Source organism: Dulcicalothrix desertica PCC 7102, from assembly GCF_003991905.1.
GTDB lineage: Bacteria > Cyanobacteriota > Cyanobacteriia > Cyanobacteriales > Nostocaceae > Dulcicalothrix > Dulcicalothrix desertica.
Genome location: NZ_RSCL01000030.1, coordinates 1 through 25,519, shown reverse-complemented (window position 1 = coordinate 25,519; position 25,519 = coordinate 1). Strand labels below are relative to the sequence as shown.

The following is a 25,519-nucleotide window of genomic DNA, read 5'->3' as shown; positions in this document are numbered from 1 at the left end:
AAAGATTTCATGAAAAGGGCACTTTCGTATTGGCAATGCATCAGTATATTTACTACTTTAAATTAGTTATTCAAAAGAGAAAAACTCTTAGATTGCAATTAATGCGTTCCTAACAATGAAACTAAGTTCGCTTATTAATAACGCTTTGTCTGTGGTTGCAATTTCTACCATTGCCGCATTTGGTATCTGTAGTCAAGCAAAAGCTGTTGTATTTTCTGGTAATTCTAGCGGTTTATGGGGAAAACCCAACCCAGGCACTAATTCTGACGCACACTATACAGGTGTTGGTACTAGCGAGTTCACTTGGGGGTTGGCACTCAAGAATGATTCCAGGTTTGGTACTAAAGCCAACAGTCTAACTTTTCAAGGTACGAAGTTTAACAGTAATTTTAATTCTTTATTTAAAATAGGCGACTTAACTTATTTCAATGGTACGGTGCCTTTAGATACAAGTGTTGAGAAAGTTCCTTTAAAATTACAAGTTGCGTTCGAGAGTGCAATTGTACTTAAAGAGAGCTTTAACTTTGACTTTAATTTAATGAATGTACTTAATGACCCTAATAAGCCTATAGATAGTATCGATAATGCGGATTATGTGTTTATTAGACCATCATTTGCTAGCCGCAGTTTCAAATATGACGGCGCCAGTTATACTTTAGATTTGACTGGATTTAGTCAAAATGGGGGTTTGACGAGTGTACCTGAATTCCGTGTAGTTGAAGGCGCCACGACAACAGCAGAAATTTACGGCAGGATAACTTACGTTCCACCTGCCGAAAAAGTACCCGAACCGGGAATAATTATTGCTTTGTCATCACTAGGAGTTTACATGCTCGCTCGTAAAAACCGTACTTGAGCGTCATCTTCATTATCAGTAGATTTACGCTTGTATTTTATTCTACTCCTGTTGCGGATACGTTCTCACCTGCTGGAGCAGTGCTAGGCATTTCTAAACAATAACCCGCACCGTAAACCGTTTTGATGTAACGGGGATGACGGGGGTCTGGCTCAAGTTTAGTTCGTAAGTGACGGATATGGACACGAATCGTTTCGATATCATCATCAGGGTCGTAACCCCAAACCTCCCGAAGAATTTCGCTAGGAGAAACAGTTTGACCGTGGCGTTGTAGTAAGCAATGGAGCAACTCAAACTCTAGATGAGTAAGTTTAACTGTTTCACCAAACCAAATCGCCTCGAAGCGTTCCGGGACTAGGGTCAAAGGTCCATAATTAAGAATTTCGCTGTGTTTTGCGGCTTGAGGTATGCGGTCAGTACGTCGCAGCAGCGCTCGAACTCGTGCCAGCATTTCCTCGACTTCAAACGGTTTAGTCAGATAGTCATCGGCGCCAGCGTTGAACCCCTCGACTTTATCTTGGGTTTGGCTTAAAGCTGTGAGCATTAGTACCGGAATTTCAGAAGTACGTTCATCCCGACGCAACCGCTGACAAACAGTAAAACCATCGACTCTCGGCAGCATCAAGTCGAGCATAATTAAATCCGGCTGTAGCTGGAGAGCTAAAGCTTGACCCTTAATGCCGTCTTCAGCTTGACTGACATCGTAGCCAGCCATTTCTAAATTGACGGCAACGAGTTCTGAAATTGCGGGGTCGTCATCGATGACAAGAATCCTTGGCATTAGGTAGTCTTATTACTTGTTATTAAGGATAAATAAGAATCTTTGAGTGGTGCAAAGATTGCTGTATTGATTATAAAAAAGTTTTTAAATCTTACATAAAGATTAAGATGAAATATTTGTAAATCTTGGCTAAAATTAAAAATCTTGTATATCATGCGTTATCCTGCATATAATCCGTCATGGTTTTTACACAACGGTTTCCTTATGAGTCTATACGTCGGCGTATCGATAATGCCGAACTGGGAAAATTTCGTTGTAGATGCTGAACCCCCTTTCCAGCAACATATCTTTACAGGCGCCCAAGGCGTACCTTTGTTTGGTTTATACGCAATTCCTCCTAAACCGCGCGGCACTATAGTGGCTACTTATGGAATAACAGGGAGACTTGAAAACCAAAATTATCTACAAATTTTAGCTCGTAAGGCATACGCATGTTCTTATGCAGTCGTTATATTTGATTGGCGCGCGCATGGTAAGTCAATGGAATTATCGCCGACTTTAACTTCAGACGGGTTATACGAGGGTGAGGATTTTGTCAGGATAGCAGAGCAAGCAGCAGGTTTAGGATGTCCTAGCAAGTTTTGGTTTGTTGGATTTTCGCTAGGAGGACAACTTGCGCTGTGGGGTGGGAAAGTGGCGCCGGAAATATTGGGTGAAAATACGAATTGCATCAGGGATTCAGATATCGGGGGTGTAGTAGCAGTTTGTCCGTCCTTAGACTCAAACCGCTCATTGAATTATTTAATAAAACATCCTACAGGGAGATACATAGAAAAAGGTATAACGATGCGGTTGAAAGAGTTAGCTCAGGAACTGCACAAATTGCATCCAGCAGCTATAGATGAAGAAGCCATAAAAAGAATTGATAGTATTTGGGCATTTGATAACGAGTTAGTCATTGAGAAACTGGGTTTTCCTTCAGTCGAAGCATACTACGATGCAACTAGTGGTTTACACGTACTACCTGACCTTCGTAAACCAACATTAATTATTTATGCCGAAGATGACCCATTTTTCGACCCAACATTAGTAGAAAATTTGAAAATTGCCTGCGCGCAAAATCCAGTAATTGATTTATTACTCACCCGTCATGGTGGTCATGTTTTTTACTTCAACAGCAAAAAAGGTCAGGAGCAAGCAGGAGACCCTGACCGTTGGTGGGCGTGGAATCGAGTTCTACAATGGATTGAGGGTAATGAGTAAAAAGTAATACCTCCTAATTTCTTATATAGGAAAGCTTTGCTTTATGTAGGATTTTATCATTAAATTATCCTACAATACAGATATCTTTTAAATACCTAACCTGCCTGTTTGTGAGCAGATGTTTACTTGCCTAACAATTCTGAGAGTTGACTATGAACCTGCCTAAGAGAATCGTTCTCTTCTCTTAGGCTCTCAATTCCCCCACCAGTCTAGACTTTTCCATTCCTACAAACTTTTCGACAGCTTCTAGGCGCCGAAGTATCTCAGTATTATCAATTTTCTCAGATTCATCAATATAGCTATCGACAAATTGCATAAGAACATCAGTGATTGTCGTGCCGTTTTTTTCGAGCTTGGCAACAAACTTTTGCTTTTTCTCAGGTTCTATCAAGAACTGTAGAAACGTTCTTTTTGATTTTTTTCCAGATTCCATAAGGCTTTGGCTCAATTACTCCTATCCACAGCATAGCGATTCTGAGTTGTCGTGACAATTATCTTGATTAAGTCTTGATTTTATCGCGATAATGTCTTTATATTTATAGGATAGTTAAGAAAAATTCCGACTTTAATAGCCATGACCACCCCATACGCAAAAGCAGGAGGCTTGTGAAACCAACTACTGTTGCAGCATTACAAGAGGCTTACGACCGATTGCAGGACTTAGCATCATTTCTTTATAACGAGGCGCAAAAAGCCTTAGATAATAGGGATTATATAGACGCTAGTCTATTAGAAGCCAGAGCGGGCAAAATATATGAAGAGATTGAATCAATTGACGTTATCTTAATCGAGATGGAGGAAAGATGAAAACAGCGGAACAGCTAGAAGCTCGGATTCAAGAGCTTGGTAAGCAAATGGCTGATTATAGTCGTCAAGCAGTTGAGATTCGAGGGCAAGATCGGCAGCAAAGTCGTTTGTTAATGCGACAAGCTTATGAAGCTAGCAAGCATTGCCAGGTTTTAATAGCTGAGTTACTGCGAAACCAGTAGTGATAAGCGGCGAAAAACAATAAAAAAGGTGGGTAATTCCACCTTTGTATTTAACATGAATGTAGAGACGCGATAAATCGCGTCTCTACCGGAATGCGTGTTTTTACTTGTTTTGTTCAAAATGCATGTGGATGGTTTTCGCTTTTTCACCGTTTTTAGCGACTGCAGTCATTACATAGTCGATTAATTCTTCGGTGAAAGGTATACGCAGGTGGAAAGTTCCATCGGGCTTAAGTTTGACAGATTGACCACCTATTGTTACTGATGAACCTGGTTCGGTTGCACCGTGAATAATTAATTCAGCATCAGCTTCAAACCAAAATTCTTGATGAGGACGACTAAATACGCGCACTATATGTGACTTTGCAATTGACAACCACTGATTGTCTGAAGTCAGGTAGCCAATTTCTGCCATGTAGTCACGGTCACTACCTGGTATTGCTACGAAGCGGTCATCAATTGTTTCCTCACATTCGTATTGCTGTACTAGTTGAGGTGCTTGATAACTTAAATCGGTATCTGTAGTATCGTACAACCTTAATGCTAGTTGCGCGGCGCCTCCTTGGTTTTTAAGTTGTCTGTCTTGTTCCTCTATGTTCCAAGCTACATATGCCCATTTTGGTGTACGTGCGGTAAAGGTTATTTGACTCGTTGTACTTGGTAAGTTGATTGGTGCTGTAGGAGTTGTATCAGCAACAGGTGGTTGAGATACTACGTTTACGTCTGTTTTGTTGCCGTGATTATAGCCTGCGATAGCTGCGCCAACTCCAGCAATTGCTGCACCACCAGCTACAACACCTGGATTAATATTGAATTCTGGTATCGAGGATGGTTGAGTATTTTCTACTTCCACAGTTTCAGCTTGAGTTGTTTCTGCATCGCTGTCGCTAGGCGCCCACCATTGACGATTATCAATATCACCCGTCAAAATTACATCACTGTTATCTGTACTATCTGTACTATCTGTACTATCTATAGTATCTGTAGTATCTGTCACACCAGTAATGGTGGTATCAAATTGTTGTGTGTCATTGCTTGCATTATCAGTATCAACTACCTCAGCTACGTTGAATTCTGCTTCATTGCTTGGTTCAAAAGAACCACTTTCAGGTGTTGCTACATCTTCAACTTCTATTGAGGGTTCAGTCACACTTGGTTGTTCCAATGTTGGTTGAGGTATTTCAGGAACATCAACATCGATTAATGGTACGAAATTTTGTTCGTCGCTATCAACTACTATTTCGTTTGTTTGGTCGGCAGGTTCGTTGTTATTATCAACTGCTGCGTTTGTAGCTGCAATATTTTCAAGCCAGCTTGAACTACTTTCAGGTGTTGCTACATCTTCAACTTCTATCGAGGGTTCAGTCACACTTGGTTGTTCTAATATTGGTTGAGGTACTTCTGGAACATCAACATTAACTGGTGGTACTAAATCTTGTTCGTCACTATCAACTACTATTTCGTTTGTTTGGTCGGCAGGTTCATTATTATTATTACCGTTAGCAAATCTCGACCACAATCCGGCGCCTGATAAAACTGCACCACTAGCCAATGCTGCACCACCAGCGATAGTATTTTGCGATGCGTCCCGAATACTGTCTAACCAATTTGAGCCAGTTTGTTGTGTTTCCTGGGAATCGTTTTGTGATACGTCAGGTTCTTCTTGGATAATTTCAGGAGTTTGTATCGATGTGGCAGTTGGTTCTATAGATATAGTCTCAATTATTTCAGAAGTATCTACAGTACTTTCTAATACCTCTGGTTCTGAAGAATCTATTTGTAAAGTGGTTTCTACAGGTTGAGTTGGTGGTATTTCTGTTGTTTGTGCCAACATCAAGTCAGTTTCTGACTCTTGATTATCATTATTATGCTGTTCACGGTTTGCAAATTGTGACCACAATCCGGCGCCTGCGGCTGCTGCACCTCCTGCTACGGCGCCTCCCGCAAGGGCACCAGCACCTGCTTGCGAAATATTGTCAAGCCAATTTGAACCAGTTTGTGTAGGTTCTTCCTCTGTATCTTCCCATACATCAGGCAATGGCTGTTCGTTTTGCGGTAAACTTGATAAGTCTACATTTAATACAGTTAATTCAGGTTCTGTACTTACAACATTTGTTGTTTCTACAGGTTCACCTACTGCTACGGCACTACCTGCTGCGTTTAAATTATCTAACCAATTTGAGTTACCCTGAGTTAATTCTCTATCAGCGTTAGGAAGTTCAACATCAATAACAGCTTCTCTTAATGGCGCCTCGACTGATGCTGTTGACTCTAAATCGACTTGTGGTAGGTTAGATTCTGAATGTGTTTGCATCACAACTGCGGCAGGTTCTCTATCTACAGAAACTTCACTATTGCCATTTGCTTGGGTTTGATGAACATCAATATTTTCTGAAGGTTCTTCAACATTACCATTTGCCAAGCGAGGCCATAATCCAATACCCGTTGCTCCAGCACTTGCTAATGCGACACCACCTAATGCGGCGCCAGCTGCTAAATTAGTTGCTGTATTATTTGTACTATCAACTAAATTAGTTGGCTGTTTTGCAAACGAGTTAGTAGGTTGTGGTAAGTTAACGCTATTGTCTAGGGCGCCTGTTATTGGTAATGTAGAAGCTCCTTCGAGTGCCTCAGAGCGTTTATTGCCTTTGCCTAACAACCACCATAAAATACCAGCACCAAGTGCAGCAATTGGAAGCAGTAACCACCAAGGAAAACTACCAGTTTGGTTATTTCCAGTAGTTGCTTGTAGATTATTACCTGAAGCTACACTAGCTGGGTCACTCGAAGTCGAAGTTGTGCCACTTCCTTGTAAAGCTGCACCCGTTGCATCGGTAGTTGCTGTTTCTGTATTTGCTTGGGTTGTAGCTTCGACTAAAGGAGTTACAGTCGCATTTGGTGTTGCGGTTGTTGCAGTTACTCCAGATGCTACACTTTGTGCTACAGCCGCAGCTTCTGCGGTTCTTGCTGCTTCTATAGCTTGTGTGCCAGGTTCGGCACCAGCAAAACCAAGAAAACCAGCGACACCAGGGCTGGGATTTTTTTGGTATGCGTAAACTAAAGGTTGTGAGAATGGATATCTTGGGTCATCAGGTAAAGTTTGGTGTAACCTAAGTACACGTAAACCAGGAACCTTCGAGACTTGATTGGCAATTACATAACCAATTCCATCATTCCCTAATTGCTTGACCAACTCTGCGGTATCATCGGCACTGAGTTGGGTGGCATTTGCACCTGTAGCGAATTTTGCAGCTTTAAATGCAGGATAGTTGCGAAGTGCTTCACGAGTATCGCTTGATGTGGGACGGTCGATAAATCGAATTTTTCCCTTGCTGCCACCAACTTGCGACCAGTCGGTAATTTCTCCCCGGAACATTCTCGCAAACTGTTGATTGGTAATGTTGCCTTTGAAAGGATTATTTTCACCAACAACAATTGCTATTTTCTCGCGTCGTAAGCGTTTTTGCTCTAAACCTTGTGCTTCTTCTGCGGGGGTTAATCCACGACCAATAGCTGCTAAATCGGTTTTGCCATCAATTACAGATTTTAGCGCTGCATCGGTTCCCGACGTTGCAAGTTCGACCTTGGCGCCTGAAAACTTCTGTTCAAAACTTTGCTTAAGGCTTTCGTTAATTCGAGCCATGCTACTTGAACCATCTACCCTGACTACAGTATTGTTGGCAATACTTGTGGGTAAAGGGAACTCAGGTTCTTTGGTTTCTTCGGTTTGAGCTACCGCGAATTGAGACACAAACAAAGTTGCCGCTATCGGGGTTCCGGCGAGTGCCAGCAACAAAGTTAAACAGACTATAGGACTATACTTTTTTTGTTTTTGCCACATATGCCGCTTATCATGGTAAAGGTTATAGAAAGCAGGGCAGTTATAATCGCGCTCTGACATGTGCGCTCAGAATGAGACGCGCTAATTATACATCGTTATTATCTTGCTCTTAAGTTCCAGTAGATACTTATGCCAGCCGATACTTCGTCTTAACTTTACCTCTTTTTAAAGAGATATAAATGTTGTGTTTATCTTTTTTTACTTATTGAATAAATCTAGCTTTGTCAAGGTTTTCAAGCACATATACCCAATATTATTAATAAAATTAAATAAAAATTTCGATTTTATTTTTATGTATACATATATATACATATAACCATTAAGCTGTGTCAATGCCTACGATTTTTCTTGGGAGATGGCGCCAACAATTCCTTTCACAGCTTGTAAATAATCGGCAGGCGCCAGCAAAATTTGTAAACCACGTTTTCCAGCCGAAACAGAAATAATATCAAAAATTTCAATTAACTCCAGAAACGAATACTGGATAATCTTTTTTACAAGCCAACGCTGTTACACCACCTCTAATATACCCTGTCAAAGGCTGCACTTCCTTGAGGGAAACTGTTTCCACTTTTCGGTTAAGTGAGAGAGGCGCCAGTGCTTTGAGGTCAAGCTGAGTATTACCCGAAATAACAGCTAAAATGATTCCTGTACGGTCACCTCTTACCACTAAAGTTTTAAATACCTGTTCGGGTGGTAATCCGATTTTTTGAGCAGCAGTTTCCGCAGATAAATCTTCGATATCAACTTCGTATTCTCGCAACTCGTAAGGTATATTCATACCATCGAGAACACGTACTGCGTTGGTCTTCATATCTAATGAATATTCACAACTTTTGATGAGTTCTTTTGACTACATCGTTCTTGCAATGCTTTATCAATTAATTTCGCGACTAGCCAAGAAACCGAGCGTTCCTCAACTTTTGCCCATTCCTCTAACTCTTTTTTCAATTCTGGAGGTACATAGGCTACCACTCGCTCTAAATCTGTTTTTCCGCCCATGTTATAGATTTATAGTTTAATATATTGTTTTCTCAAGTATACAACTTACGTGCCAGCTTGTGTTATGCTGTGCCATGCTGTGCTAGCTTAGAATAGTATCATAAGAATAAATGTAATTTTATGAATAATCAAAATGTACTATCAACGATTGGCACACAGCAAACTCAAAGCCATCAAGGATTAGTATTACTATCTGCTAGAGAATTAGAAAAAATGCGCCGCGTAGGCAAGCTAGCAGCAAATTTACTTAACCACCTAGAACCAATGGTGCAACCAGGCGTTAGTACAAAGGAATTAAATGACGAAGCAGAGCGCTGGACACAAGAAAACGGCGCCAAGAGCGCACCACTTGGATATGCACCTCCAGGACATCCTCCTTTTCCAGGTTCAATTTGCACGAGTGTAAATGAAGTAATTTGTCACGGAATTCCTAGCGCAAAACATATATTAAAAGATGGGGACATTATTAATATAGATGTAACACTAATTTTAGATGGCTATCACGGTGATACATCAAGAACATTTTTAGTAGGCAACCCATCACCAACCGCACGGAAACTGGTGGAAGTTACAAGAGAGTCAATGATGCTGGGTATATCAGAAGTAAAACCCGGCGCCAGAGTAGGAGATATAGGCGCCGCAATTCAAGAATATGCCGAAGCAAATGGATACTCAGTAGTACGAGAAATGGTAGGACACGGTATAGGTAGAAAATTTCATACAGAACCACAAATTCCCCACTTTGGCAGACGAGGTACAGGTCTAAAACTACGTCCGGGAATGGTATTTACAATTGAACCAATGCTCAATCAAGGAAAATGTGATATTAAATTTCTACCCGACCGTTGGACAGTAATTACCAAAGATAGAAAACTCTCCGCACAGTGGGAGCATACAGTAGCTGTCACAGAAGATGGAGTAGAAATTTTAACCCTTCCTTAGATATTTAATAATAATCAAAATGGTTGGTAGAGACGCGATTGAATCGCGTCTCTACATGGTCTGAAATGACGATTTATCTACTGTTGCGAATCCAAACGGTTAAGAATACGTCGGTTTTCGTTTTGTAGCTCAAGAACTTGAGATTGTATACTGCGTGTGTCTTGACGAAGTTCTACTATATCCTGCCGCATGTTTCTAATCTCAGAAACAATTACCATAAAGTTTTCTTGATGTTGGTTTGCTGTGCTAATAAGAGAGCTTACTGCATTAGCAATATCCGTAGTTCTTTGTCTTAATTCAGCATTTACAACAACTTGGTTATCAAGCTGCTGCGACACCCTTTCCAAAGTTGCTTCTATCCGGTCTAATCTATCTGGCTGTGATTGGCTCATTTTTCTCACCTTACTTACAAGATAACTAAGATTGACTTAACCTAAACTCCAGTACCTTTAAAAGGCATGGTACGTTAACTTGAGAATCAACCGTGAATTAAGCCATAATGTAACTAGCCTTTTAACAGGTTGACGCTGAACGTTGTGTTTCTTTTCGCCGAGAGTCAGCAACGTTCATTGTTCTTTATGTTAAAACCGTTCAGCATATTCGTCAATACATTAGCGGTAAATATGAATCTTAAACAGCTAAGAGAAAGGCACAAGCTTAGAACAGTAGACGTTGCTAGTGTTGTAGGAGTTGGTGAGTCAACTGTTCGCAACTGGGAAAAAGGCAGAACTATTCCAACTCTTAGTGTCTACCAAACGGAAAAACTCTTAAGCTTGTACAAGTGCAGCTTTGAGGAGTTTAAAGTGGCTGTGGATGAGTCACAAAAGTTAGCGCTCGTGTAGACTAGCTAGCTAGTACTCAACCCACACCGTTACAAGTAATACATTCTAAAAAACCAGACTGTTTCTGTCTGATAATTCCTAGTTCGCACATTTGTTTAGTTTACATGTATTACTAAAAATCAGAAAATATAATTATTAATATCGTAATGGCGCCCTAAAACAAAGGAAAATTCCCCTAAATCTTTCCATAATTCATAATTTATATAACAAACTGTTCAGGATTTGTAAAAACATATAAATGTAGAGACTGGATATACTCAGTCTCTACCCGCATTTAATTTTGAATAAAGAATAACTGCTAGCTAGCTATTGACATGATTTTTGATTTCTTCTAGCTTTTGTAAGTCTCGCTGAACATCAATATTATCAACTTTAATATCTCTTATAGAACGGCGTAAACGTTGCTGTTGCAAAAATCGCACTTCCTGCTCAAGTTGCTGCTGACCCTCCCGAAAAAATTCTCTAGAACTGAAAGGGTAAAGACCTGGTGTAATTCGCTGAATTTGAGAAGGAGTAAGATTACCTATATTCGGCGCCGTTTGAGCAATAGCATTAGATTGAGCTAGCAACGATGAAAATCCTGCAATTGCAAGTACACGAACAATTTTCATTATTTATACCTCCTATTTAATAATACGTTCCAAAAAATTATAATTTTATTAATCAACCTTTAGAGAGATATACTATTTAATTCACCCGGTCGGGTGAGTGTATTACTATAATTAGCACGTAAACGTGATGAAGTAAGTTGAAAAATAAGTTATTAAATTAAATTGATAAATATTTGATGTACATGTAGAGACGTAACATGTTACGCCTCTACAGATGATTTTATTGACTGTGGAGTTGCCACTGGTTTATATGATTAATTATGATGAGTTATTTAAGTAAATATTTTTGTCTGTATTCTTATTATGTCATTTTCTGCAAAACTAGACCAATCTATACTAACGGCTCGCGCGGTGGCAGCATCAATAAGTGTTGCCTCTAGCCACGGTATTGATGTTGATGACCCTGATGTACTTGCTTCGGCGTATTCGGTGCGAGTGCATCTGCGACCTGCGCCAATTGTTGCACGAGTTAGTACAATTTCTCCTATACTGCGTTCGCCAATAGACTCATGGCTGACACGTGAAATTAAAGTCGCCCAATTTCTAGCTTCGGTCGGCGCCCCAGTGGTTGCACCCAGTGACCTTTTACCAGCCAAGCCGTATTATTGTGATGGAGTGACAATGACCTTTTGGCATTACGTTCAACCTATCGCTAATATTGTGCCAGATGCTGCAATGGTTGGAGGAATGCTTGCTGAATTGCACACTGCTCTACGTAAATATCCCGATGATTTACCGCTTTTAGTGGCGCCATTAAACGATATTCCACGTGGACTTCTTCGGCTTGAGCAGATTGGCAGTATTATATCTCAAAGTGACTTAACACTTTTACAAGAAACTTACAATCATCTGCAACCTCAGTTATCAAATCCAACTGCATTGCTACAGCCACTACACGGAGATGCTCACGCTTTAAATTTAATTCCTACTGCAAAAGGGTGGGTATGGAACGATTTTGAAGACACCTGCATGGGGCCTATTGCCTGGGATTGGATGAATCTTAACGAAAAGGGGAGGGTAGCTTATGGAAATGCCCCTGACCCTGAGATAGTGGAAATATATAGTCAGGTGCGGAAACTTCATGCAATCGTCTGGGTATATGCTATGCTGCCAGAGTTTTCTGACTGGGTTGAATCTGCCAATACCCTACTTAATGAATTGAAAAATAGAATGAAAAAAAATTAACTACAAACATGCCACGCACACAAACAGAAAATGAACGCATTCGACGCGCGACTACCGAGCAAATTCTGAAGGCAACAATGAATATGTTCATCGAAAAAGGCTACCACTCAACAATATATTGGTTGTTATGAATACAGCCGCAGCAAACGAGACTCCAGCCGAACAAATAAAGTATATTGCTCTTGGCGCCCTCGAAGATGTGCGGCGCCAGCCTGAAGTGTTTAGATTTTACCTTAACCTGTTCACTCAACCAAAACTTGACCCCGTTGTTGCCAAATACAGTAAAATGTTAATGGATGAACAAGCTCGCCAATTTGAAGTTCAGACAGAAATGTTTAAGAAGCTTGGTGTAAAAAACCCACGAAAGCGTTCACTTTATTTTTCCTCGACGCTTCAAGGCATAATGTTAATGTTTTCAACTTATCCTGATAATTTTCCACTCGAAGAAGTTAAAGCTCAGATAATTGAGGAGTTTTGCTGTTTATGAGTGAGATTCAAATTGGAAGTGTCATAAAACTAATTCGCGGAGCGTTTAAAGATTTTGAAGGTGTAGTATCAGATTTTACTAACAAAGGTATCGTAGTTGATTTAGATATATTTGCACGTAATAATTCACTAACTACCAGTAGAACAATAGTATTTTTCCCCTATTTTCCACAACTTTAGCGCAACGAGTAGAAATACAATACCAGCCATTGGAGAAAGGTAACAAAACCATAAAGGTACTAATATATCTTTTCCTAGCACTGCAACTAAAGGAAAATAGCTCACACAACCAAGGGGTATCACAAAAGTAAAGAACTGCTGAAACCATTTGTTATAAATTCCTAGAGGATATTGAGCCGTTTCCACACCTCCATAAGTAAGAACGTTCATAATTTCCAGAGACTCAATAGTCCAAAATGTTAGTGTTGCCTGTATAATTACAATACCTAGAAACAATGCAACTGAGCCAATAAATGAGGCGCCTAAAAGCCATATTATTTGTAAATTTAATTTGACATTAAGAGTTGTAAGCGACCATACCATAACGACAAATCCTTGGAAAAATCGACCAATTCGCTTCAAAGTAAATTCTGTACCTAAAAGTTGAAGTACAGTGCTGCGAGGACGAAGCAGCAAACGGTCAAAATCACCATTTTTTATAAATCGCCACATTGAGTCAAACCCTCGTCCTAAAGCATCGGCAGTGGCAAAAGATATGTTAATTACTCCGTAAAATAAAGCAACTTCGGGTAATTGCCATGTTCCAATACTATTAAAACGAGCAAAAAGTGCCCAAATGCCAAAGAAATCTATTACAGTTATTAGTAGATGTCCAACAAGTTGAAGTAAGAAAGACGCTTTGTACTGCAGTTGTGATTTAAATGATATAGAAATATATCGTCCGTATAGATAAAAATTATTCATAGTCATCCCCCTTGAATTACCAGCTTTTTTACACCACGGTTGACCAAAAGGCGCCCAAGCAAAATAAAAACAAAAATCCAAAAAGCTTGATGTAGCAATACACTAGGTAGCGAATTAAATGGAAGATTACCAGTAAAAAGACGAAAAGGTTTATCAACTAGTCCAGAAAAGGGAAGTGCATTGAGTAAAGGTTTTAGCCATTCAGGGAAAAGTGGCAGAGGAATAATCATCCCAGAAAAAACAATAATAAGAGGGGGAAGGAAATTATTAACTCCATCGCCGGAAATTGTCCACATCATTGATACTGTGAAAAGCATTGTTAATGCAGATGAAAGAAGAATGGCGCCAATAAAAGAGATTACAAAAGCAATGAAAGAAGCAAACGATGGTGAGAATGTAAGCGACCACTGCCCAATTCCAACAAGGGGAAATACAAATGCTGTTATACATAGTAGAGGAACAGCACGGAGAATAATAGGCGCCGTGCGAAGTGCCAGTGCGCGAGTTAGCCAGAAATTGTAAAGGTCTGTGGGTCGAAGTAAGTCGTATCCTACGGCGCCAGTACGTATTAACTCTTGAATGTCTTTATCACCACCCCAAGGAACTACTGCAAATAAAAATGCTTGTCCTAACCATATGTATCCTATAGTTTCACGAAGAGTTATCGGTTGAGCAGAAGTTGCATGTGTAAAGAATGCTTCTAAGACCATGACTTTTACAAAACCCCAAAAAAACTGAGTTGCTACTCCTGCTAGAGCAGCTGTGCGGTATTGAAGTAGGAGTGCAAACCTAGCAATAAACAGTGACCAGTAAGCGTTCATCCCATCCCTCGTTTAAAACAGAAACCGGGTTTCTTATTGATAGATTGTAATGCAAACAAGATTTCGCGTAGAAACCCGGTTTCTTAAGATTCTCCATTTGCGTATAGTTCTGCAACTATTTCTTCTATTGGTGGATTTTCGACAAAAAGGTCTTCTACTTCGTGCTTTGAGGTAACATGAGCAATTAGAGATGCAGCAGATATTTTTAATGGGTCGAAGGCAAGTGTTACAGTGCGACCTTCTTTTGAGATAATGCTAACTCCTTGTTCCTGAAAGAAGAAATCATCGTTTGCTAGATGTATTTTTAAATAACGACGTGAGGAAACTTGAGAACGAAGTTTTGCTAAGGAACCATCACAAAGAATTTCACCTCCACCTATAATAATTACCCGTTCGCATAGTGCTTCGATATCATCCATGTCGTGGGTGGTGAGGATGGTAGTTACTTGATGCGCTTTATTAAGAGTTTTGATAAATTTTCTCACAGCAAGCTTTGAAACTGCATCAAGTCCAATAGTGGGTTCATCAAGAAAAAGAATATCAGGTTTGTGAAGCATTGCTGCGGCAAAGTCACACCGCATCCTTTGACCAAGACTTAATTGTCTTACCGGAGTATTAAGAAAACTTTCAAGCGCTAACAAATCTATCATTTCATCGCGCGTCTTTTTATATTCTACATCTGGAACGCGGTAAATATCTCGAAGCAAATCGAAAGACTCTATTACTGGCAAGTCCCACCATAACTGCGTTCGCTGCCCAAACACAACTCCAATACGACCAACATGTTTAATTCTATCTTTCCAAGGAGTTCGACCGCCAATTCTACATTTTCCACTGGTAGGTACTAAAATACCACTGAGAATTTTAATTGTAGTTGATTTTCCGGCGCCATTTGGACCAATGTAACCAACAAGTTCCCCTTGCTCAAGCGAAAAGGAAACACCCTTCAATGCATAAACTTCCCTAGTTTGACGTTGCACCAACCCTCGTATTGAACCAAAAACTCCAGAGGTGCGCTCAGATACGAAGAAGCTTTTTTTGAGGTCTTCGACCAAAATGTGAGACATAAAGTTAATTTTTGTTGGGTTCCGCGCTCGCTACACCCAACCTACATATATATATTACACGCCGAGTTTATTGCTCAAAAGGATTCAACAATTGTAAGCCTTCAATCCATTGAAAGTCTTTAATGTTTCGCGTTACTAGCTTTAAATTATGCATCAATGCAGTCCCCGCAATTATGGCATCCCCTAAGCTCATACGTCGTATCTGGCGCAGCACGACTGCTTGGTTCAGGACGGGTTGGGAAATAGGGATAACCAGCGATACTGAGAAAAATTCTTCAAGAAACTGTTTTTCTATATCGGTCAGGCGATGGTAACCCAATGTTTCTACGTAGCTTAAAGATGAAACTGCAGGCTCGTGTTCGCTAATAAACTCACGTAACCAAGCATTCTCAGTTTGAGCGGCATAAATAATAATATTACTGTCTAAAAGCATCATTCATTCCGACCTGGAAGTTCCCGATCTTGCCGCACTTCAGAAAGCCAAACTACTGGGTCAATTCCTGCAAAAGCTTGTGCTTGCGCTAGCTTCTCCAAGGCTGCTGCCATCCTTTGCCCACGCCCCTTTGTCTTAAGACTTGGCTCTTCTTCCAAAATTGTGACTAACACTTGCACCGGGCTATCGTCTCTCAAATTGCCCCGCACTTCTTCTCCCCATTCCAACGAGTCGCCCCTTAAGGTTGCTCTAAAAGTCTGTAGCATAACTTTGCCGTACTGTTGCTTCTTTAAATTTATTATAACTGTACTAAATCTGGAACGCTATTAGTATTAATTTTAGAATAATCGCTTGGTGCGACTAATACTTCTTGTCTTATTTGTTGGGTTTCCGCGCTAAGGTTGCCAACTTACGTTATACGTCGAGTTCCTAATATTGCTAATGCGACACCCACAAGTATAACTACTGCGCTTACTAATTCTAAGGGTTTAGGGACTTCTTTAAATATTAGATATCCAAGTAGACTGGCGCCTATTGGTTCAAACAATAGTACAAGTGTTACTATAATTGGTGACATAACACGTGTGGCCCAGTTAAAGCTTGTGTGTCCGATTAATTGCGGAATCAGTGCCATTAATGCGATGTAAAAATACACAAGGCTAGGATAATTAATATAGCTGGCGCCAACAAAAAAGGGTACAGGTAAAAGTACTAAAGCTGAAGTTGTATAAGCGACTGTGATATATTTACTTATACTTAATCCTCGTCGTTGTGATTCTCTGCCTAGTAGTAGGTAAAAACTCGCTGCCCATGATGCGACTAAAGCTAAAAAGTTACCTAACAATGGTTGACTAGATGTATCTATACTTGAACTACTTAAACTAATCGTAATTCCCCCAGCAAGCGCAATGCCAATGCCTAATAAAGTGAGGAAAGTTGGTTTTTCTTTCAACCACAGCCAAGTTATAAATGTTACCCAAATAGGATTAGTAGTAACTAACGTAGTAGAAGCAGTAATAGAAGTATAAGTTAATGACGTAATCCAAGTCGCAAAATGTAAAGCTAGACAAAACCCGGCGCCTACTGCATAGTAAAAAGCAGTATAATTAAAATTTGCCTGTTGCTGTAATTCCTGTGATTTACGCGGTGTCAAACTTGTAAGCAGCAAAATTAGCGATGCAAGACTCAAGCGAGAAGCAGCTATTACCAAGCTAAACCCGACGTTGTACACGGACGCAGACTCAAATGCTAGTCGGATAAATATAGCAGAAGTAGAGACAGCAAGTACACCAAGAGTTAATACTAAAGCAACCTTCATTCGTTGAACCATATTTTACCATCGCGCTGCTGTATAATTTTAGCTTAAGTGGAATAAATATATTACTAAACATACGAAACACTATGAAGAGTCCATTTCAGCAATTCGTACTCTACCTTGTTGATTCTCCCTTGAAAAAACTTATTTGGAAAAGATGGTACAACCTACTTGCATCAAATGTGGCAAACAATAAAATAACTTTTATGAATTATGGGTATGTGAATTTAGAGCAGGAAATTAAGCTATTATTGAGTGATTATGAACAGGAAGAGCTTTATAGCGCTCAACTTTATCATCATGTTGCAAATGCTATTCCACTAAATGGATTAGATGTTCTGGAAGTTGGATGTGGACGTGGTGGTGGTTCTTCATATATTGCACGCTACTTACATCCCAAAACAATGACAGGAGTTGATTTTTCTGAACGTAATATTAAATTTTGTCAAAAAAATCATGTTATTCCACAGCTAAATTTTTGTATAGGGGATGCAGAATCATTAGAGTTTGCGGACTCCTCATTTGATGCTGTTGTCAACGTTGAATCATCACATTGCTATGCTTCGATTGAAAATTTCTTTTCTGGAGTTTATAAAGTTCTTCGTCCCAATGGTCACTTTTTGTTCGCTGACTTTCGTTCAAAAGACGAAATTGATAATATAAAAGGTTTGTTACAATCATCTGGTTTTAAAATTTTAAAATCAGAGCTAATTACGGATAATGTTGTTAAAGCAATGGATTTAGATAACGGGAGAAAATTAACATTAATTAAGCAAAATGCTCCCAAGTATTTACAAAAACTATTAAGTTGGTTTGCTGGATGTCAAGAAAGTCCTATTTATAAAGCACTCAAAAATCGAGATGTTGAATACTTTTGCTATGTTTTACAAAAGTAACATCCTAACTGGCATTCCTCACTGCCAACTGCCGCAGACTGTTACCCTTGTTGAGAAGGTGCAAGATGTGAGATACGGCGCCCTTATTTATGGAACTGGGCAAGATGCATTCGATACACAGTGGATTGAATTGAGGTTTTTTAACAACCACCACAACTGCACTTGTAGGAGTGGCACCAACATCAACATCCACAGAAAATCTTTCTCAACCCACCTCAACAACTCAAACACAATTCATTAAAGCACAAGAATGAGTAAAAGGTGTGGGTTGGCGAACCCACATGACTTTTCAGTTAAAAGACGCCTGAACAAAGAACAGCGGATATGTGGGCAGATAACAATACTGCTCGGTTAACTGATAGAGACGCGAAATTTATCTTCGGTACACTCCGTGAACGCGTCTCTACATTGTCGGAAATTATGGGTAATCAACCGGACATAATATCAAGCATGAAAGAAGCTGGTAGAACTTTCACCTACATTTTTTCTTAGTTCAATAGTTCTTAAGTACAATCTCTTGATAAAATAGTAACATAGAAATAAGTCTATAGTTACACTTGGTTGGTGAACGCAAATAAACAACAGTGCAAATAGCACCAAGCATGTGTTAAGTAAATTGAAGCTAATAAGAGCATATTAAAGCTTTATTGAGCAATACAAAGTAAAGGTAAAAGGACTGGCACCGTGTTACCGTTAGAAAATGAGAATTGTCTCATCAAATTTTCATATATTTCTCATAAATTAAAGTATATATTAATACTCATGTTGAGCAGACGCTCAATAACGCCTAGTTTTAAATAATACTAAGCGCTTAGTTGTGTAACCCCTATTTCTGGAGAATTAATATGGCGACAATAGTTGGTAACGATAGTGACAATCGCTTAAGAGGAACATCTACTGCAGATACAATTCGTGGAAGAGATGGAAATGACATTCTTGAAGGACTTGGAGGCATTGACACTCTTTTAGGTGGTAAAGGTGATGATTCTCTTTTTGGTGGTGCGGGTGCTGATATATTGTCTGGTGATGGAGAAACATCTGCAACGAGCCAACCTGAGAAGGGAAGTGACATTCTTGTAGGTGGTTCTGCTTCAGACATCTTATATGCCTGGGGAGACGATATTTTGGTGGGAGGAGGTTCCAACCAATATAATGCTCAGTTGCTTACTGACTTACAAAATGACCCCTTCGCTACTGTTATTACAAGAGATAAGCAAGCAGATACTTTCGTTGCTGTCAACAAAGATGGGGTTGGCTATTCCTTGACTATTGCTGATTATGAAGTTGGTATAGACAAGATTGACCTAAGTGACTTTGGAGTTTCGGGTGTTGCTGACTTTGCTGACATCCAAGACAAAGGAAATTACTTTGAGGCCAAGACTTTTGAGGTTAGTGGTGCAGAACTTGTACTACGAATTAATGTTGACCCAGCATCTTTAACTTACATCGCTTAATGTAAACTTTGTAGAGACCGTGAATTTCCGGTCTCTACATCTGCGTATTTTTAAGGTTGCCGTGTTTGATAGTACCAAAATGCTGTTGAGGAAAAAACTATGAATGCACCCACCATACAAATCGGAGAGACAACTATTCATGCACTAGAGTTACCGAAGTTGTTAAATCGCTATCAGATTATGCCACAGGTTTGGCGTGGTGTTGTAATCGACCAAGCGATTGCTGATATTCCTTGTACAGAGTCGGAATGTGCGCTTGCAATTCAAGAGTTTGAACGACGTTATCATATTGCATCGGTGGAAGCAAAAGAAGCTTGGTTGCAAAATCATGGTATGAGTTTGGAGGAGATGGAAGAGTTAGCGATTCGCAATTGGAAAATATATCAATTTAAAAAAGAAAATTTTAGCCATAAGGTTGATTCTTATTTTTTTAAAGTTAAAGCAAATTATGACAGAGCAGTTTATTCGTTGATTCGTTTAAAAGACAGTGGATTAGCTTTTGAAATTTATTTTAGACTTCAAGGTTCGGAACAGTCATTTGCTGAATTAGCGCGCGAATTTTCTGAAGGTCTTGAGGCTTATACTGATGGTGTAATAGGTCCTGTGACATTGGCACAAACTCATCCACATCTAGCAAGAATATTAACCGCTAGTAAACCCGGTCAACTTTGGGCGCCTAATCAGATCGAAGGTTATTTTGTTATTGTTCGCTTGGAACAATTTTTACCTGCACGGTTGGATGATATAATGCAACGCAAATTGCTTGATGAATTATTCGATATGTGGGTTAATGAGCAAGTTAGAAGTACTTATAAAAGCAATTAAAAGCAATTTTAATTTAGTGAAAGGATTATAGTAATGACTTCCGGCATAATAATGTCTACACAAGCTGATAGTATCTTAGAGTTTCTTGCTGGCATTTCACCTTTTGATCGCCTGCCAAAAAACGTATTAATAACATTAGCCACGCAAGTAGAGTTATTACGCTATCGCATTGGACAGGTAATATCAAATCGGGAGGTCATGCCAGAATATGTGAGCATTGTTTATCAAGGTCAAGCACGTCTTTTAGGTTATGACCCACGCAATCAGAAAGCTAACACTCTAAAATTGCTTACTTCGGGAGAAATGTTTGGTTGGGTTAGTTATCTGCGAGAGATACCTTGCGAAACAGTCATTGCTTCCACAGAAGTTATTTGTTTAAATATAGATAGTCAATATTTTAACAATTTAGTTGAGCAGAATTCAGTTTTGTTTAATGAACTAAATAGTTCCGCTGCATTAATCGAAGTGTATGATTTATTAGGAGAGGAATTAAGTAGGCAAGCAGATGCAGAAACAGATTTAGTAAAACTAGCTCAAAATCTGATTGAAAATAATCAACTAAAAATTAAAACAGGACACAAATTTTCTGCTCAAAAATTAAATTCAGAATATTTATGGTTAGTTAGCAGTAGCTCACAGAAAGAATTTGTGATTGCAAGTCGTTTTGAATGTAGGGATACAACATCAAAAATTTCTACTAGAGGAAATTTACGCTTGTTAGGTGTACGTCATGATGCGATAAATATGATTTCTAAATTTACTTCATCAGCATCAACATCTATAGATGTAACCAATGTTCCTGACGCACCGGATGTTAATCACTCAGCATTGCAACCTTTAGAGGATGAAAATAATCCCCAAAATTATCCTTATGTAAAAGGTAGAGGTAAAGAAGAAGCTACTTTAGCTTGTTTCCAAATGTTGAGTAAGTTTTTTAATATCCCTTTCCGTCGGGATATGTTAAAGAAAATTATCGCAAAGCAAATGGGCAGTTTTTCGCTACAATTTTGCGCTGCGGTTGCGGAATTGATGGGTTTAACGACTCAAATGGTGAAGGTTCCGGCAACTGCGGTAGGTAAACTCCAACCTCCGGTGATGATTGCTTATCAAGATAGTTTTGCAATTATTTATAAAAGTAATGTAAATGAATTAGTCATCGCAATTCCAGAAATCGGTGTAGTACGTCGCAAAATTCTTGATTTTATCGATACTTGGGGAAGTGAAGGAACTGTTTTACTACTACAACCAACCAAAAATACTCCCCAATCTCACTTTAGCTTGCGATGGTTTATACCCGCACTCCAACGCTATCGCAAAGTTTTAATCGAAGTTCTAATTGCTTCGATGGTAGTACAAATATTTGGGCTAGTCAACCCTCTAGCAACGCAAGTAATTATTGATAAAGTAATTGTTGGAAATAGCCCCGATAGTTTAGAAGTATTTGGAATATTCTTGCTTGTTGTTGCGGTTGTTGAAGCTGTATTAACTGCAATCCGCACGCAATTATTTGTAGATACTACCAATCGAATCGATTTATCTCTAGGTACGGAGGTTATTAATCATTTACTGCGGTTGCCATTATCTTACTTTGAACGTCGTCCGGTAGGGGAATTAGCAACTAGGGTACACGAACTAGAAAATATTCGCTCTTTTTTAACAGGTACAGCTTTGACTGTTGTAATGGATGCAATATTTTCTATCATTTACATCTTAGTGATGTTGATGTACAGTCCAATATTAACAGTTGTTGCATTAGCTACTGTACCGCTGTTTGCTTTACTTAACTTGATGGTATCACCAATTATTCGCAGACAGTTAAATAATAAAGCTGAATGTAATAGCGATACCCATTCTTATCTTGTGGAAATTATGGGAGGTATGCAAACAGTCAAAGCGCAAAACTTGGAAATGCGAGCGCGTTGGAAATGGCAAGAGAAATATGCACGCTATATTAGCGCTGGATTTAAAATTATCTCAACACAAACTACAGCAAGCTCTATCAGTAGTTTTTTAAATAAATTCTCAAATTTATTAGTCTTGTGGGTTGGAGCTTTTTTGGTACTCAAACAACAATTAACTTTAGGACAATTAATTGCCTTTCGGATTTTGGGAGGATATGTCACGACTCCCCTATTACGTTTAGTTCAACTATGGCAAAATTTTCAAGAAACGGCATTGTCTTTACAGCGACTCAGCGATATTTTAGATACACCTCAAGAAACTCAAAGTGATGCTCAAAATATATTAATGCCTACGATTGTAGGTAATGTTCGCTACGATAATCTTTCCTTTGGCTTTAAACATGGAGGTACTTTACAATTATGTAATATTAACCTCAAAATACCTCCAGGTTCTTTCGTTGGAATAGTTGGACAAAGTGGCTCGGGTAAGAGTACCTTATTGAAATTACTACCTCGACTTTATGAACCCCAAGCTGGACAAATCTCTATAGATGGTTACGACATTAGCAAGGTGGAATTGTATTCTTTACGAAGTCAAATTGGTGTGGTTCTCCAAGACACCCTATTATTTGAGGGTACTATTCGCGATAACATAGCTCTTGCCTATCCTGATGCCAGTGATGATGAAATTATTGCAGCAGCAAAAGTTGCATTTGCTCATGATTTTATTATGAACTTACCTCAAGGCTACAATACCAAAGTCGGGGAACGTGGTTCGAGTTTATCTGGTGGACAGAGACAGAGAGTTGCAATCGCACGAACGGTACTACAAAATCCACAGATTTTGATATTAGATGAAGCAACCAGTGCATTAGACTATAATGCAGAAGCCCAAGTTTGTCGCAATTTAGCCGAAGCTTTTAAAGATAAAACAGTATTTTTTATTACTCATCGTCTGACAACGATACGTAACGCGGACATGATTTTAATGATGGATGCTGGTGTAATTGTCGAGCAAGGTACGCACTATGATTTAATGTCTCAGCAAGGTTATTACTACTGTCTTTATAAACAGCAAGACGCACAACTTTAAAATAATTTATGGCTATCCAAACCAAATTTGACAAACCTATATTATTAGAACAATCTCCTATTTGGTCGCGATTAATTGCTTGGAGTATATTTGGAATTACAGTTTTTACAATTGTCTGGGCTTCGGTTTTTCAAATCGAGGAATCAGTTCCCGCTGCTGGTAAACTAGAACCGAAAAGCACCGTACAAGAAGTTCAAGCACCTGTTGGTGGTGTGGTTAAAGAAATTCATGTAAAAGAAGGCAAAGTTGTTCAAAAAGGTGAGATACTAATTAGTTTAGAGCAAACCTCTTCTCAAGCACAATTGCTTGCTCTCAAGCAAACTCGTCGCGCACTTTTACAACAAAGAAACGCTCTTCAACAAGAAACTAATTTTTATCGGATTAGCTTGCAAGAATCGTCTTATTCGTCAGGTGTAATTCAAAACAATACCCAGTTCACCATCAAACCAGAATTAGCTTTTTTAATGAAAAGTCGAGCTACCTATGTCAGCGAAAATGAATTATATCGCAGTCAATTAAATGGTGAAAATTTAGTGAATTTAACATCCGAACAAAAATTACGACTACAAAATCGACAAATTGATTTATCTTCTCGGATAGAAGATGCTAAATTAACAACAGGACAAGTAAAACAAGAACTCTTACAAATACAAGCACAGCTAAGTAGTGCAAAAGAACTGTTGACAATCAATCAAGGTATTTTAAATAGATTTAAACCTTTGGCAAAAATTGGGGCAATTTCCCAAATTCAATATTTAAAACAGCAGCAGGACGTTAGCACAAAACTGGCTGAAGTTACTCGCTTAACTAAAGAAGAACAAAAACTCCAGTTAGAACTAACTCGAACGAACCAAAAATTACGCGGTACGGTAGCAGCATCACAAGAGGATTTGCTATTACGAATTACTAATAATGAGAAAAATATCGCTGAAATCGATACTCAAGTATCCAAAGTAATTTTAGAGAATCAAAAACGTATCTATGAGTTGAATAGTCAAATTAGCGAGATAGATAGTAAACTAATTCAAACTCAAGAAACTTTAAAATATCAAAAAATTATTGCCCCAATATCAGGCTCAATTTTTGAGCTAAAAGCAAAATCTCCTGGGTTTGTTGCAAATTCTAGCGAACCAATCTTAAAAATTGTTCCAAAAGATAACTTAATTGCCAAAGTCTATATTACCAACCGAGATATTGGTTTTATTCGTAATGGTAAAAAAGTAGATGTGAGAATAGATTCGTTTCCCTTTCAAGAATATGGTGATGTTAAAGGCGAATTAATTGAGATAGGTTCTGATGCTTTACCTCCAGACCAACTATATCCTTACTGGCGGTTTCCTGCAAAAGTTAGCTTAGATAGACAAGCTTTATTAATTCATAACCGCCAAGTTATGTTGCAGTCAGGAATGTCAATTAACGCTAATATTAAATTACGAAAAAGAAGCGTGATAAGTATTTTTACAGATTTTATTTTTAAAAAAGCAGAAAGCTTAAAATTTGTACGTTGATGTACATGTTGAAAGGGCTGGCAGTGCCCACCCTACTAATGAATAAGCTTTTCATGTAAGAAAATTAATGCGTGCGACCATAGGCGCCAGAAGAATAGCAGCATATTGTTAGTTGTATGGAGTTTGTTTATCATATTTATCTCTTGCCGCTTCTACTTCATCAAAATTTTGATTTGACCAATCACATAATGATTTGAGTACCCCATTTAAGCTTTCTCCCAGTGGCGTTAAAGAATACTCTACTATTAGTGGAACCACTGGATACACTTTTCTGTTTACCAACCCATTGCGTTCTAAATCTCGCAAGCTTTTCGTTAGCATTCGCTGAGAAATATTACCGATTTCGCGTTGTAATTCCCCGTAGCGTTTCGTCCCATTTGAGAGTACGTACAAAACTGCCACAACCCATTTATCGGCAACCAATTCCAGCGTTTGTCGTAAGAAAGGATGGTTATCTAGAACGTTTAAACCCACATTCCGCACTTCAATTTGAAGTACAAAAGATTACAACCAAGAAAAAAGCAAAAATTCAGGATGACGAAGA

General features: G+C 39.0%; 30 protein-coding genes. 16 read left to right on the top strand and 14 right to left on the bottom strand.

What is annotated here, in order from left to right:
* The first annotated feature begins 115 nt into the window (after positions 1-115).
* Positions 116-856, top strand: a complete 741-nt coding sequence (locus DSM106972_RS41780) for a choice-of-anchor K domain-containing protein (protein WP_127086237.1) — start codon at positions 116-118, stop codon at positions 854-856.
* Between the two features lie 37 nt (positions 857-893).
* Here the strand turns inward: DSM106972_RS41780 and rpaA are convergent, their stop codons facing one another.
* Positions 894-1,637 (bottom strand): two component system response regulator RpaA, encoded by a 744-nt coding sequence (gene rpaA, locus DSM106972_RS41775; RefSeq protein ID WP_019491053.1) that lies wholly within the window; start codon positions 1,635-1,637, stop codon positions 894-896.
* Between the two features lie 153 nt (positions 1,638-1,790).
* On the opposite strand from rpaA, the gene DSM106972_RS41770 reads away from it, so the two are divergent.
* Entirely contained in the window at positions 1,791-2,840 is a 1,050-nt protein-coding gene (locus tag DSM106972_RS41770; RefSeq protein WP_170213645.1) for a YheT family hydrolase, read from the top strand.
* 184 nt (positions 2,841-3,024) lie between these two features.
* Here the strand turns inward: DSM106972_RS41770 and DSM106972_RS41765 are convergent, their stop codons facing one another.
* Complete coding sequence (locus tag DSM106972_RS41765; RefSeq protein WP_127086236.1) at positions 3,025-3,273, bottom strand: plasmid partition protein ParG; 249 nt, start codon at positions 3,271-3,273, stop codon at positions 3,025-3,027.
* Between the two features lie 173 nt (positions 3,274-3,446).
* On the opposite strand from DSM106972_RS41765, the gene DSM106972_RS41760 reads away from it, so the two are divergent.
* A complete protein-coding gene (locus DSM106972_RS41760; protein ID WP_127086235.1) occupies positions 3,447-3,647 on the top strand; it encodes a hypothetical protein in 201 nt (66 codons plus the stop codon).
* Positions 3,644-3,829 carry a hypothetical protein gene (locus tag DSM106972_RS41755; RefSeq protein WP_127086234.1) on the top strand — a complete coding sequence of 62 codons (186 nt, stop codon included), beginning with the start codon at positions 3,644-3,646 and terminating at the stop codon, positions 3,827-3,829. Before DSM106972_RS41760 ends, DSM106972_RS41755 begins: the two co-directional genes overlap by 4 nt.
* Before the next feature lie 103 nt (positions 3,830-3,932).
* Here DSM106972_RS41755 and DSM106972_RS41750 read toward each other — a convergent pair whose 3' ends face one another.
* From DSM106972_RS41750 to DSM106972_RS41740, 3 genes are all read right to left on the bottom strand, one after another.
* The gene (locus tag DSM106972_RS41750; RefSeq protein ID WP_158632964.1) at positions 3,933-7,670 is read right to left on the bottom strand and encodes a substrate-binding domain-containing protein; all 3,738 of its coding nucleotides are present in this window, start codon (positions 7,668-7,670) and stop codon (positions 3,933-3,935) included.
* Between the two features lie 457 nt (positions 7,671-8,127).
* The gene (locus tag DSM106972_RS41745; RefSeq protein WP_233787109.1) at positions 8,128-8,484 is read right to left on the bottom strand and encodes a YbaK/EbsC family protein; all 357 of its coding nucleotides are present in this window, start codon (positions 8,482-8,484) and stop codon (positions 8,128-8,130) included.
* A 2-nt stretch (positions 8,485-8,486) separates the two neighbouring features.
* The gene (locus DSM106972_RS41740; RefSeq protein ID WP_073623540.1) at positions 8,487-8,672 is read right to left on the bottom strand and encodes a ribbon-helix-helix domain-containing protein; all 186 of its coding nucleotides are present in this window, start codon (positions 8,670-8,672) and stop codon (positions 8,487-8,489) included.
* Positions 8,673-8,792: 120 nt separating this feature from the next.
* Between DSM106972_RS41740 and map the strand changes: the two genes are divergently transcribed.
* Positions 8,793-9,614 (top strand): type I methionyl aminopeptidase, encoded by an 822-nt coding sequence (map, locus tag DSM106972_RS41735; protein ID WP_127086232.1) that lies wholly within the window; start codon positions 8,793-8,795, stop codon positions 9,612-9,614.
* 77 nt (positions 9,615-9,691) lie between these two features.
* Here map and DSM106972_RS41730 read toward each other — a convergent pair whose 3' ends face one another.
* Positions 9,692-10,006, bottom strand: a complete 315-nt coding sequence (locus DSM106972_RS41730; protein WP_127086231.1) for a hypothetical protein — start codon at positions 10,004-10,006, stop codon at positions 9,692-9,694.
* Positions 10,007-10,237: 231 nt separating this feature from the next.
* Here DSM106972_RS41730 and DSM106972_RS41725 point away from each other — a divergent pair, with 231 nt between their 5' ends.
* Positions 10,238-10,456, top strand: coding sequence for a helix-turn-helix transcriptional regulator (locus DSM106972_RS41725; protein ID WP_127086230.1), 219 nt, complete (start codon positions 10,238-10,240; stop codon positions 10,454-10,456).
* Positions 10,457-10,758: 302 nt separating this feature from the next.
* On the opposite strand, the gene DSM106972_RS41720 is transcribed toward DSM106972_RS41725, so the two are convergent.
* On the bottom strand, positions 10,759-11,067 hold the full coding sequence (locus DSM106972_RS41720) for a hypothetical protein (RefSeq protein WP_127086229.1): 309 nt from the start codon (positions 11,065-11,067) through the stop codon (positions 10,759-10,761).
* A gap of 303 nt (positions 11,068-11,370) precedes the next feature.
* Between DSM106972_RS41720 and DSM106972_RS41715 the strand changes: the two genes are divergently transcribed.
* Genes DSM106972_RS41715 through DSM106972_RS41710 form a run of 3 tightly spaced genes read left to right on the top strand, consistent with a single transcriptional unit; the run spans position 11,371 to position 12,739 of the window.
* Positions 11,371-12,252, top strand: a complete 882-nt coding sequence (locus tag DSM106972_RS41715) for a phosphotransferase (RefSeq protein ID WP_127086228.1) — start codon at positions 11,371-11,373, stop codon at positions 12,250-12,252.
* An 8-nt stretch (positions 12,253-12,260) separates the two neighbouring features.
* On the top strand, positions 12,261-12,383 hold the full coding sequence (locus DSM106972_RS55170) for a hypothetical protein (protein ID WP_267901217.1): 123 nt from the start codon (positions 12,261-12,263) through the stop codon (positions 12,381-12,383).
* The gene (locus DSM106972_RS41710; protein WP_233787108.1) at positions 12,380-12,739 is read left to right on the top strand and encodes a hypothetical protein; all 360 of its coding nucleotides are present in this window, start codon (positions 12,380-12,382) and stop codon (positions 12,737-12,739) included. The genes DSM106972_RS55170 and DSM106972_RS41710 overlap by 4 nt, the downstream gene beginning before the upstream one ends.
* Positions 12,740-12,867: 128 nt before the next feature.
* Here the strand turns inward: DSM106972_RS41710 and DSM106972_RS41705 are convergent, their stop codons facing one another.
* The 6 genes from DSM106972_RS41705 to DSM106972_RS41680 form a co-directional block, all read right to left on the bottom strand.
* On the bottom strand, positions 12,868-13,662 hold the full coding sequence (locus DSM106972_RS41705; RefSeq protein ID WP_127086227.1) for an ABC transporter permease: 795 nt from the start codon (positions 13,660-13,662) through the stop codon (positions 12,868-12,870).
* A 2-nt stretch (positions 13,663-13,664) separates the two neighbouring features.
* Positions 13,665-14,483: an ABC transporter permease gene (locus DSM106972_RS41700; protein ID WP_127086226.1), complete on the bottom strand. Its 819-nt coding sequence runs from the start codon at positions 14,481-14,483 to the stop codon at positions 13,665-13,667.
* Between the two features lie 83 nt (positions 14,484-14,566).
* Positions 14,567-15,550: an ABC transporter ATP-binding protein gene (locus DSM106972_RS41695; RefSeq protein WP_127086225.1), complete on the bottom strand. Its 984-nt coding sequence runs from the start codon at positions 15,548-15,550 to the stop codon at positions 14,567-14,569.
* Between the two features lie 67 nt (positions 15,551-15,617).
* On the bottom strand, positions 15,618-15,986 hold the full coding sequence (locus DSM106972_RS41690) for a type II toxin-antitoxin system VapC family toxin (protein ID WP_233787107.1): 369 nt from the start codon (positions 15,984-15,986) through the stop codon (positions 15,618-15,620).
* Positions 15,983-16,249 (bottom strand): hypothetical protein, encoded by a 267-nt coding sequence (locus DSM106972_RS41685; protein ID WP_127086224.1) that lies wholly within the window; start codon positions 16,247-16,249, stop codon positions 15,983-15,985. The genes DSM106972_RS41690 and DSM106972_RS41685 overlap by 4 nt, the downstream gene beginning before the upstream one ends.
* 143 nt (positions 16,250-16,392) lie before the next feature.
* Complete coding sequence (locus DSM106972_RS41680; RefSeq protein ID WP_127086223.1) at positions 16,393-17,313, bottom strand: DMT family transporter; 921 nt, start codon at positions 17,311-17,313, stop codon at positions 16,393-16,395.
* A gap of 71 nt (positions 17,314-17,384) precedes the next feature.
* On the opposite strand from DSM106972_RS41680, the gene DSM106972_RS41675 reads away from it, so the two are divergent.
* From DSM106972_RS41675 to DSM106972_RS41650, 7 genes are all read left to right on the top strand, one after another.
* Positions 17,385-18,194 carry a class I SAM-dependent methyltransferase gene (locus DSM106972_RS41675; protein ID WP_127086222.1) on the top strand — a complete coding sequence of 270 codons (810 nt, stop codon included), beginning with the start codon at positions 17,385-17,387 and terminating at the stop codon, positions 18,192-18,194.
* Positions 18,178-18,435 (top strand): hypothetical protein, encoded by a 258-nt coding sequence (locus DSM106972_RS54285; protein WP_148129271.1) that lies wholly within the window; start codon positions 18,178-18,180, stop codon positions 18,433-18,435. The genes DSM106972_RS41675 and DSM106972_RS54285 overlap by 17 nt, the downstream gene beginning before the upstream one ends.
* 83 nt (positions 18,436-18,518) lie before the next feature.
* The gene (locus tag DSM106972_RS54280; protein WP_233787960.1) at positions 18,519-18,686 is read left to right on the top strand and encodes a hypothetical protein; all 168 of its coding nucleotides are present in this window, start codon (positions 18,519-18,521) and stop codon (positions 18,684-18,686) included.
* 353 nt (positions 18,687-19,039) lie between these two features.
* Positions 19,040-19,648, top strand: a complete 609-nt coding sequence (locus tag DSM106972_RS41665) for a calcium-binding protein (RefSeq protein ID WP_127086220.1) — start codon at positions 19,040-19,042, stop codon at positions 19,646-19,648.
* A 99-nt stretch (positions 19,649-19,747) separates the two neighbouring features.
* Positions 19,748-20,473 (top strand): peptidylprolyl isomerase, encoded by a 726-nt coding sequence (locus DSM106972_RS41660; protein WP_127086219.1) that lies wholly within the window; start codon positions 19,748-19,750, stop codon positions 20,471-20,473.
* A gap of 33 nt (positions 20,474-20,506) precedes the next feature.
* Positions 20,507-23,467 (top strand): peptidase domain-containing ABC transporter, encoded by a 2,961-nt coding sequence (locus DSM106972_RS41655; protein WP_233787106.1) that lies wholly within the window; start codon positions 20,507-20,509, stop codon positions 23,465-23,467.
* An 8-nt stretch (positions 23,468-23,475) separates the two neighbouring features.
* A complete protein-coding gene (locus DSM106972_RS41650; protein WP_127086218.1) occupies positions 23,476-24,975 on the top strand; it encodes a beta-barrel domain-containing protein in 1,500 nt (499 codons plus the stop codon).
* A gap of 108 nt (positions 24,976-25,083) precedes the next feature.
* Here the strand turns inward: DSM106972_RS41650 and DSM106972_RS41645 are convergent, their stop codons facing one another.
* Positions 25,084-25,449 carry a winged helix-turn-helix transcriptional regulator gene (locus tag DSM106972_RS41645; RefSeq protein WP_233787105.1) on the bottom strand — a complete coding sequence of 122 codons (366 nt, stop codon included), beginning with the start codon at positions 25,447-25,449 and terminating at the stop codon, positions 25,084-25,086.
* Positions 25,450-25,519 lie beyond the last annotated feature (70 nt).

Coding starts and splice junctions, on each gene's coding strand:
- DSM106972_RS41745 (WP_233787109.1), bottom strand. CDS start 8,484: ATGAAGACCAACGCAGTACGTGTTCTCGATGGTATGAATATACCTTAC.
- DSM106972_RS41755 (WP_127086234.1), top strand. CDS start 3,644: ATGAAAACAGCGGAACAGCTAGAAGCTCGGATTCAAGAGCTTGGTAAG.
- DSM106972_RS41690 (WP_233787107.1), bottom strand. CDS start 15,986: ATGATGCTTTTAGACAGTAATATTATTATTTATGCCGCTCAAACTGAG.
- DSM106972_RS41655 (WP_233787106.1), top strand. CDS start 20,507: ATGACTTCCGGCATAATAATGTCTACACAAGCTGATAGTATCTTAGAG.
- map (WP_127086232.1), top strand. CDS start 8,793: ATGAATAATCAAAATGTACTATCAACGATTGGCACACAGCAAACTCAA.
- DSM106972_RS41695 (WP_127086225.1), bottom strand. CDS start 15,550: ATGTCTCACATTTTGGTCGAAGACCTCAAAAAAAGCTTCTTCGTATCT.
- DSM106972_RS41730 (WP_127086231.1), bottom strand. CDS start 10,006: ATGAGCCAATCACAGCCAGATAGATTAGACCGGATAGAAGCAACTTTG.
- DSM106972_RS41750 (WP_158632964.1), bottom strand. CDS start 7,670: ATGTGGCAAAAACAAAAAAAGTATAGTCCTATAGTCTGTTTAACTTTG.
- DSM106972_RS41725 (WP_127086230.1), top strand. CDS start 10,238: ATGAATCTTAAACAGCTAAGAGAAAGGCACAAGCTTAGAACAGTAGAC.
- DSM106972_RS54285 (WP_148129271.1), top strand. CDS start 18,178: ATGTTTTACAAAAGTAACATCCTAACTGGCATTCCTCACTGCCAACTG.
- DSM106972_RS41780 (WP_127086237.1), top strand. CDS start 116: ATGAAACTAAGTTCGCTTATTAATAACGCTTTGTCTGTGGTTGCAATT.
- DSM106972_RS41765 (WP_127086236.1), bottom strand. CDS start 3,273: ATGGAATCTGGAAAAAAATCAAAAAGAACGTTTCTACAGTTCTTGATA.
- DSM106972_RS41685 (WP_127086224.1), bottom strand. CDS start 16,249: ATGCTACAGACTTTTAGAGCAACCTTAAGGGGCGACTCGTTGGAATGG.
- DSM106972_RS41770 (WP_170213645.1), top strand. CDS start 1,791: ATGCGTTATCCTGCATATAATCCGTCATGGTTTTTACACAACGGTTTC.
- DSM106972_RS41680 (WP_127086223.1), bottom strand. CDS start 17,313: ATGGTTCAACGAATGAAGGTTGCTTTAGTATTAACTCTTGGTGTACTT.
- DSM106972_RS41665 (WP_127086220.1), top strand. CDS start 19,040: ATGGCGACAATAGTTGGTAACGATAGTGACAATCGCTTAAGAGGAACA.
- DSM106972_RS41660 (WP_127086219.1), top strand. CDS start 19,748: ATGAATGCACCCACCATACAAATCGGAGAGACAACTATTCATGCACTA.
- rpaA (WP_019491053.1), bottom strand. CDS start 1,637: ATGCCAAGGATTCTTGTCATCGATGACGACCCCGCAATTTCAGAACTC.
- DSM106972_RS41675 (WP_127086222.1), top strand. CDS start 17,385: ATGAAGAGTCCATTTCAGCAATTCGTACTCTACCTTGTTGATTCTCCC.
- DSM106972_RS41705 (WP_127086227.1), bottom strand. CDS start 13,662: ATGAATAATTTTTATCTATACGGACGATATATTTCTATATCATTTAAA.
- DSM106972_RS55170 (WP_267901217.1), top strand. CDS start 12,261: ATGCCACGCACACAAACAGAAAATGAACGCATTCGACGCGCGACTACC.
- DSM106972_RS54280 (WP_233787960.1), top strand. CDS start 18,519: ATGTGGGCAGATAACAATACTGCTCGGTTAACTGATAGAGACGCGAAA.
- DSM106972_RS41720 (WP_127086229.1), bottom strand. CDS start 11,067: ATGAAAATTGTTCGTGTACTTGCAATTGCAGGATTTTCATCGTTGCTA.
- DSM106972_RS41650 (WP_127086218.1), top strand. CDS start 23,476: ATGGCTATCCAAACCAAATTTGACAAACCTATATTATTAGAACAATCT.
- DSM106972_RS41710 (WP_233787108.1), top strand. CDS start 12,380: ATGAATACAGCCGCAGCAAACGAGACTCCAGCCGAACAAATAAAGTAT.
- DSM106972_RS41740 (WP_073623540.1), bottom strand. CDS start 8,672: ATGGGCGGAAAAACAGATTTAGAGCGAGTGGTAGCCTATGTACCTCCA.
- DSM106972_RS41700 (WP_127086226.1), bottom strand. CDS start 14,483: ATGAACGCTTACTGGTCACTGTTTATTGCTAGGTTTGCACTCCTACTT.
- DSM106972_RS41715 (WP_127086228.1), top strand. CDS start 11,371: ATGTCATTTTCTGCAAAACTAGACCAATCTATACTAACGGCTCGCGCG.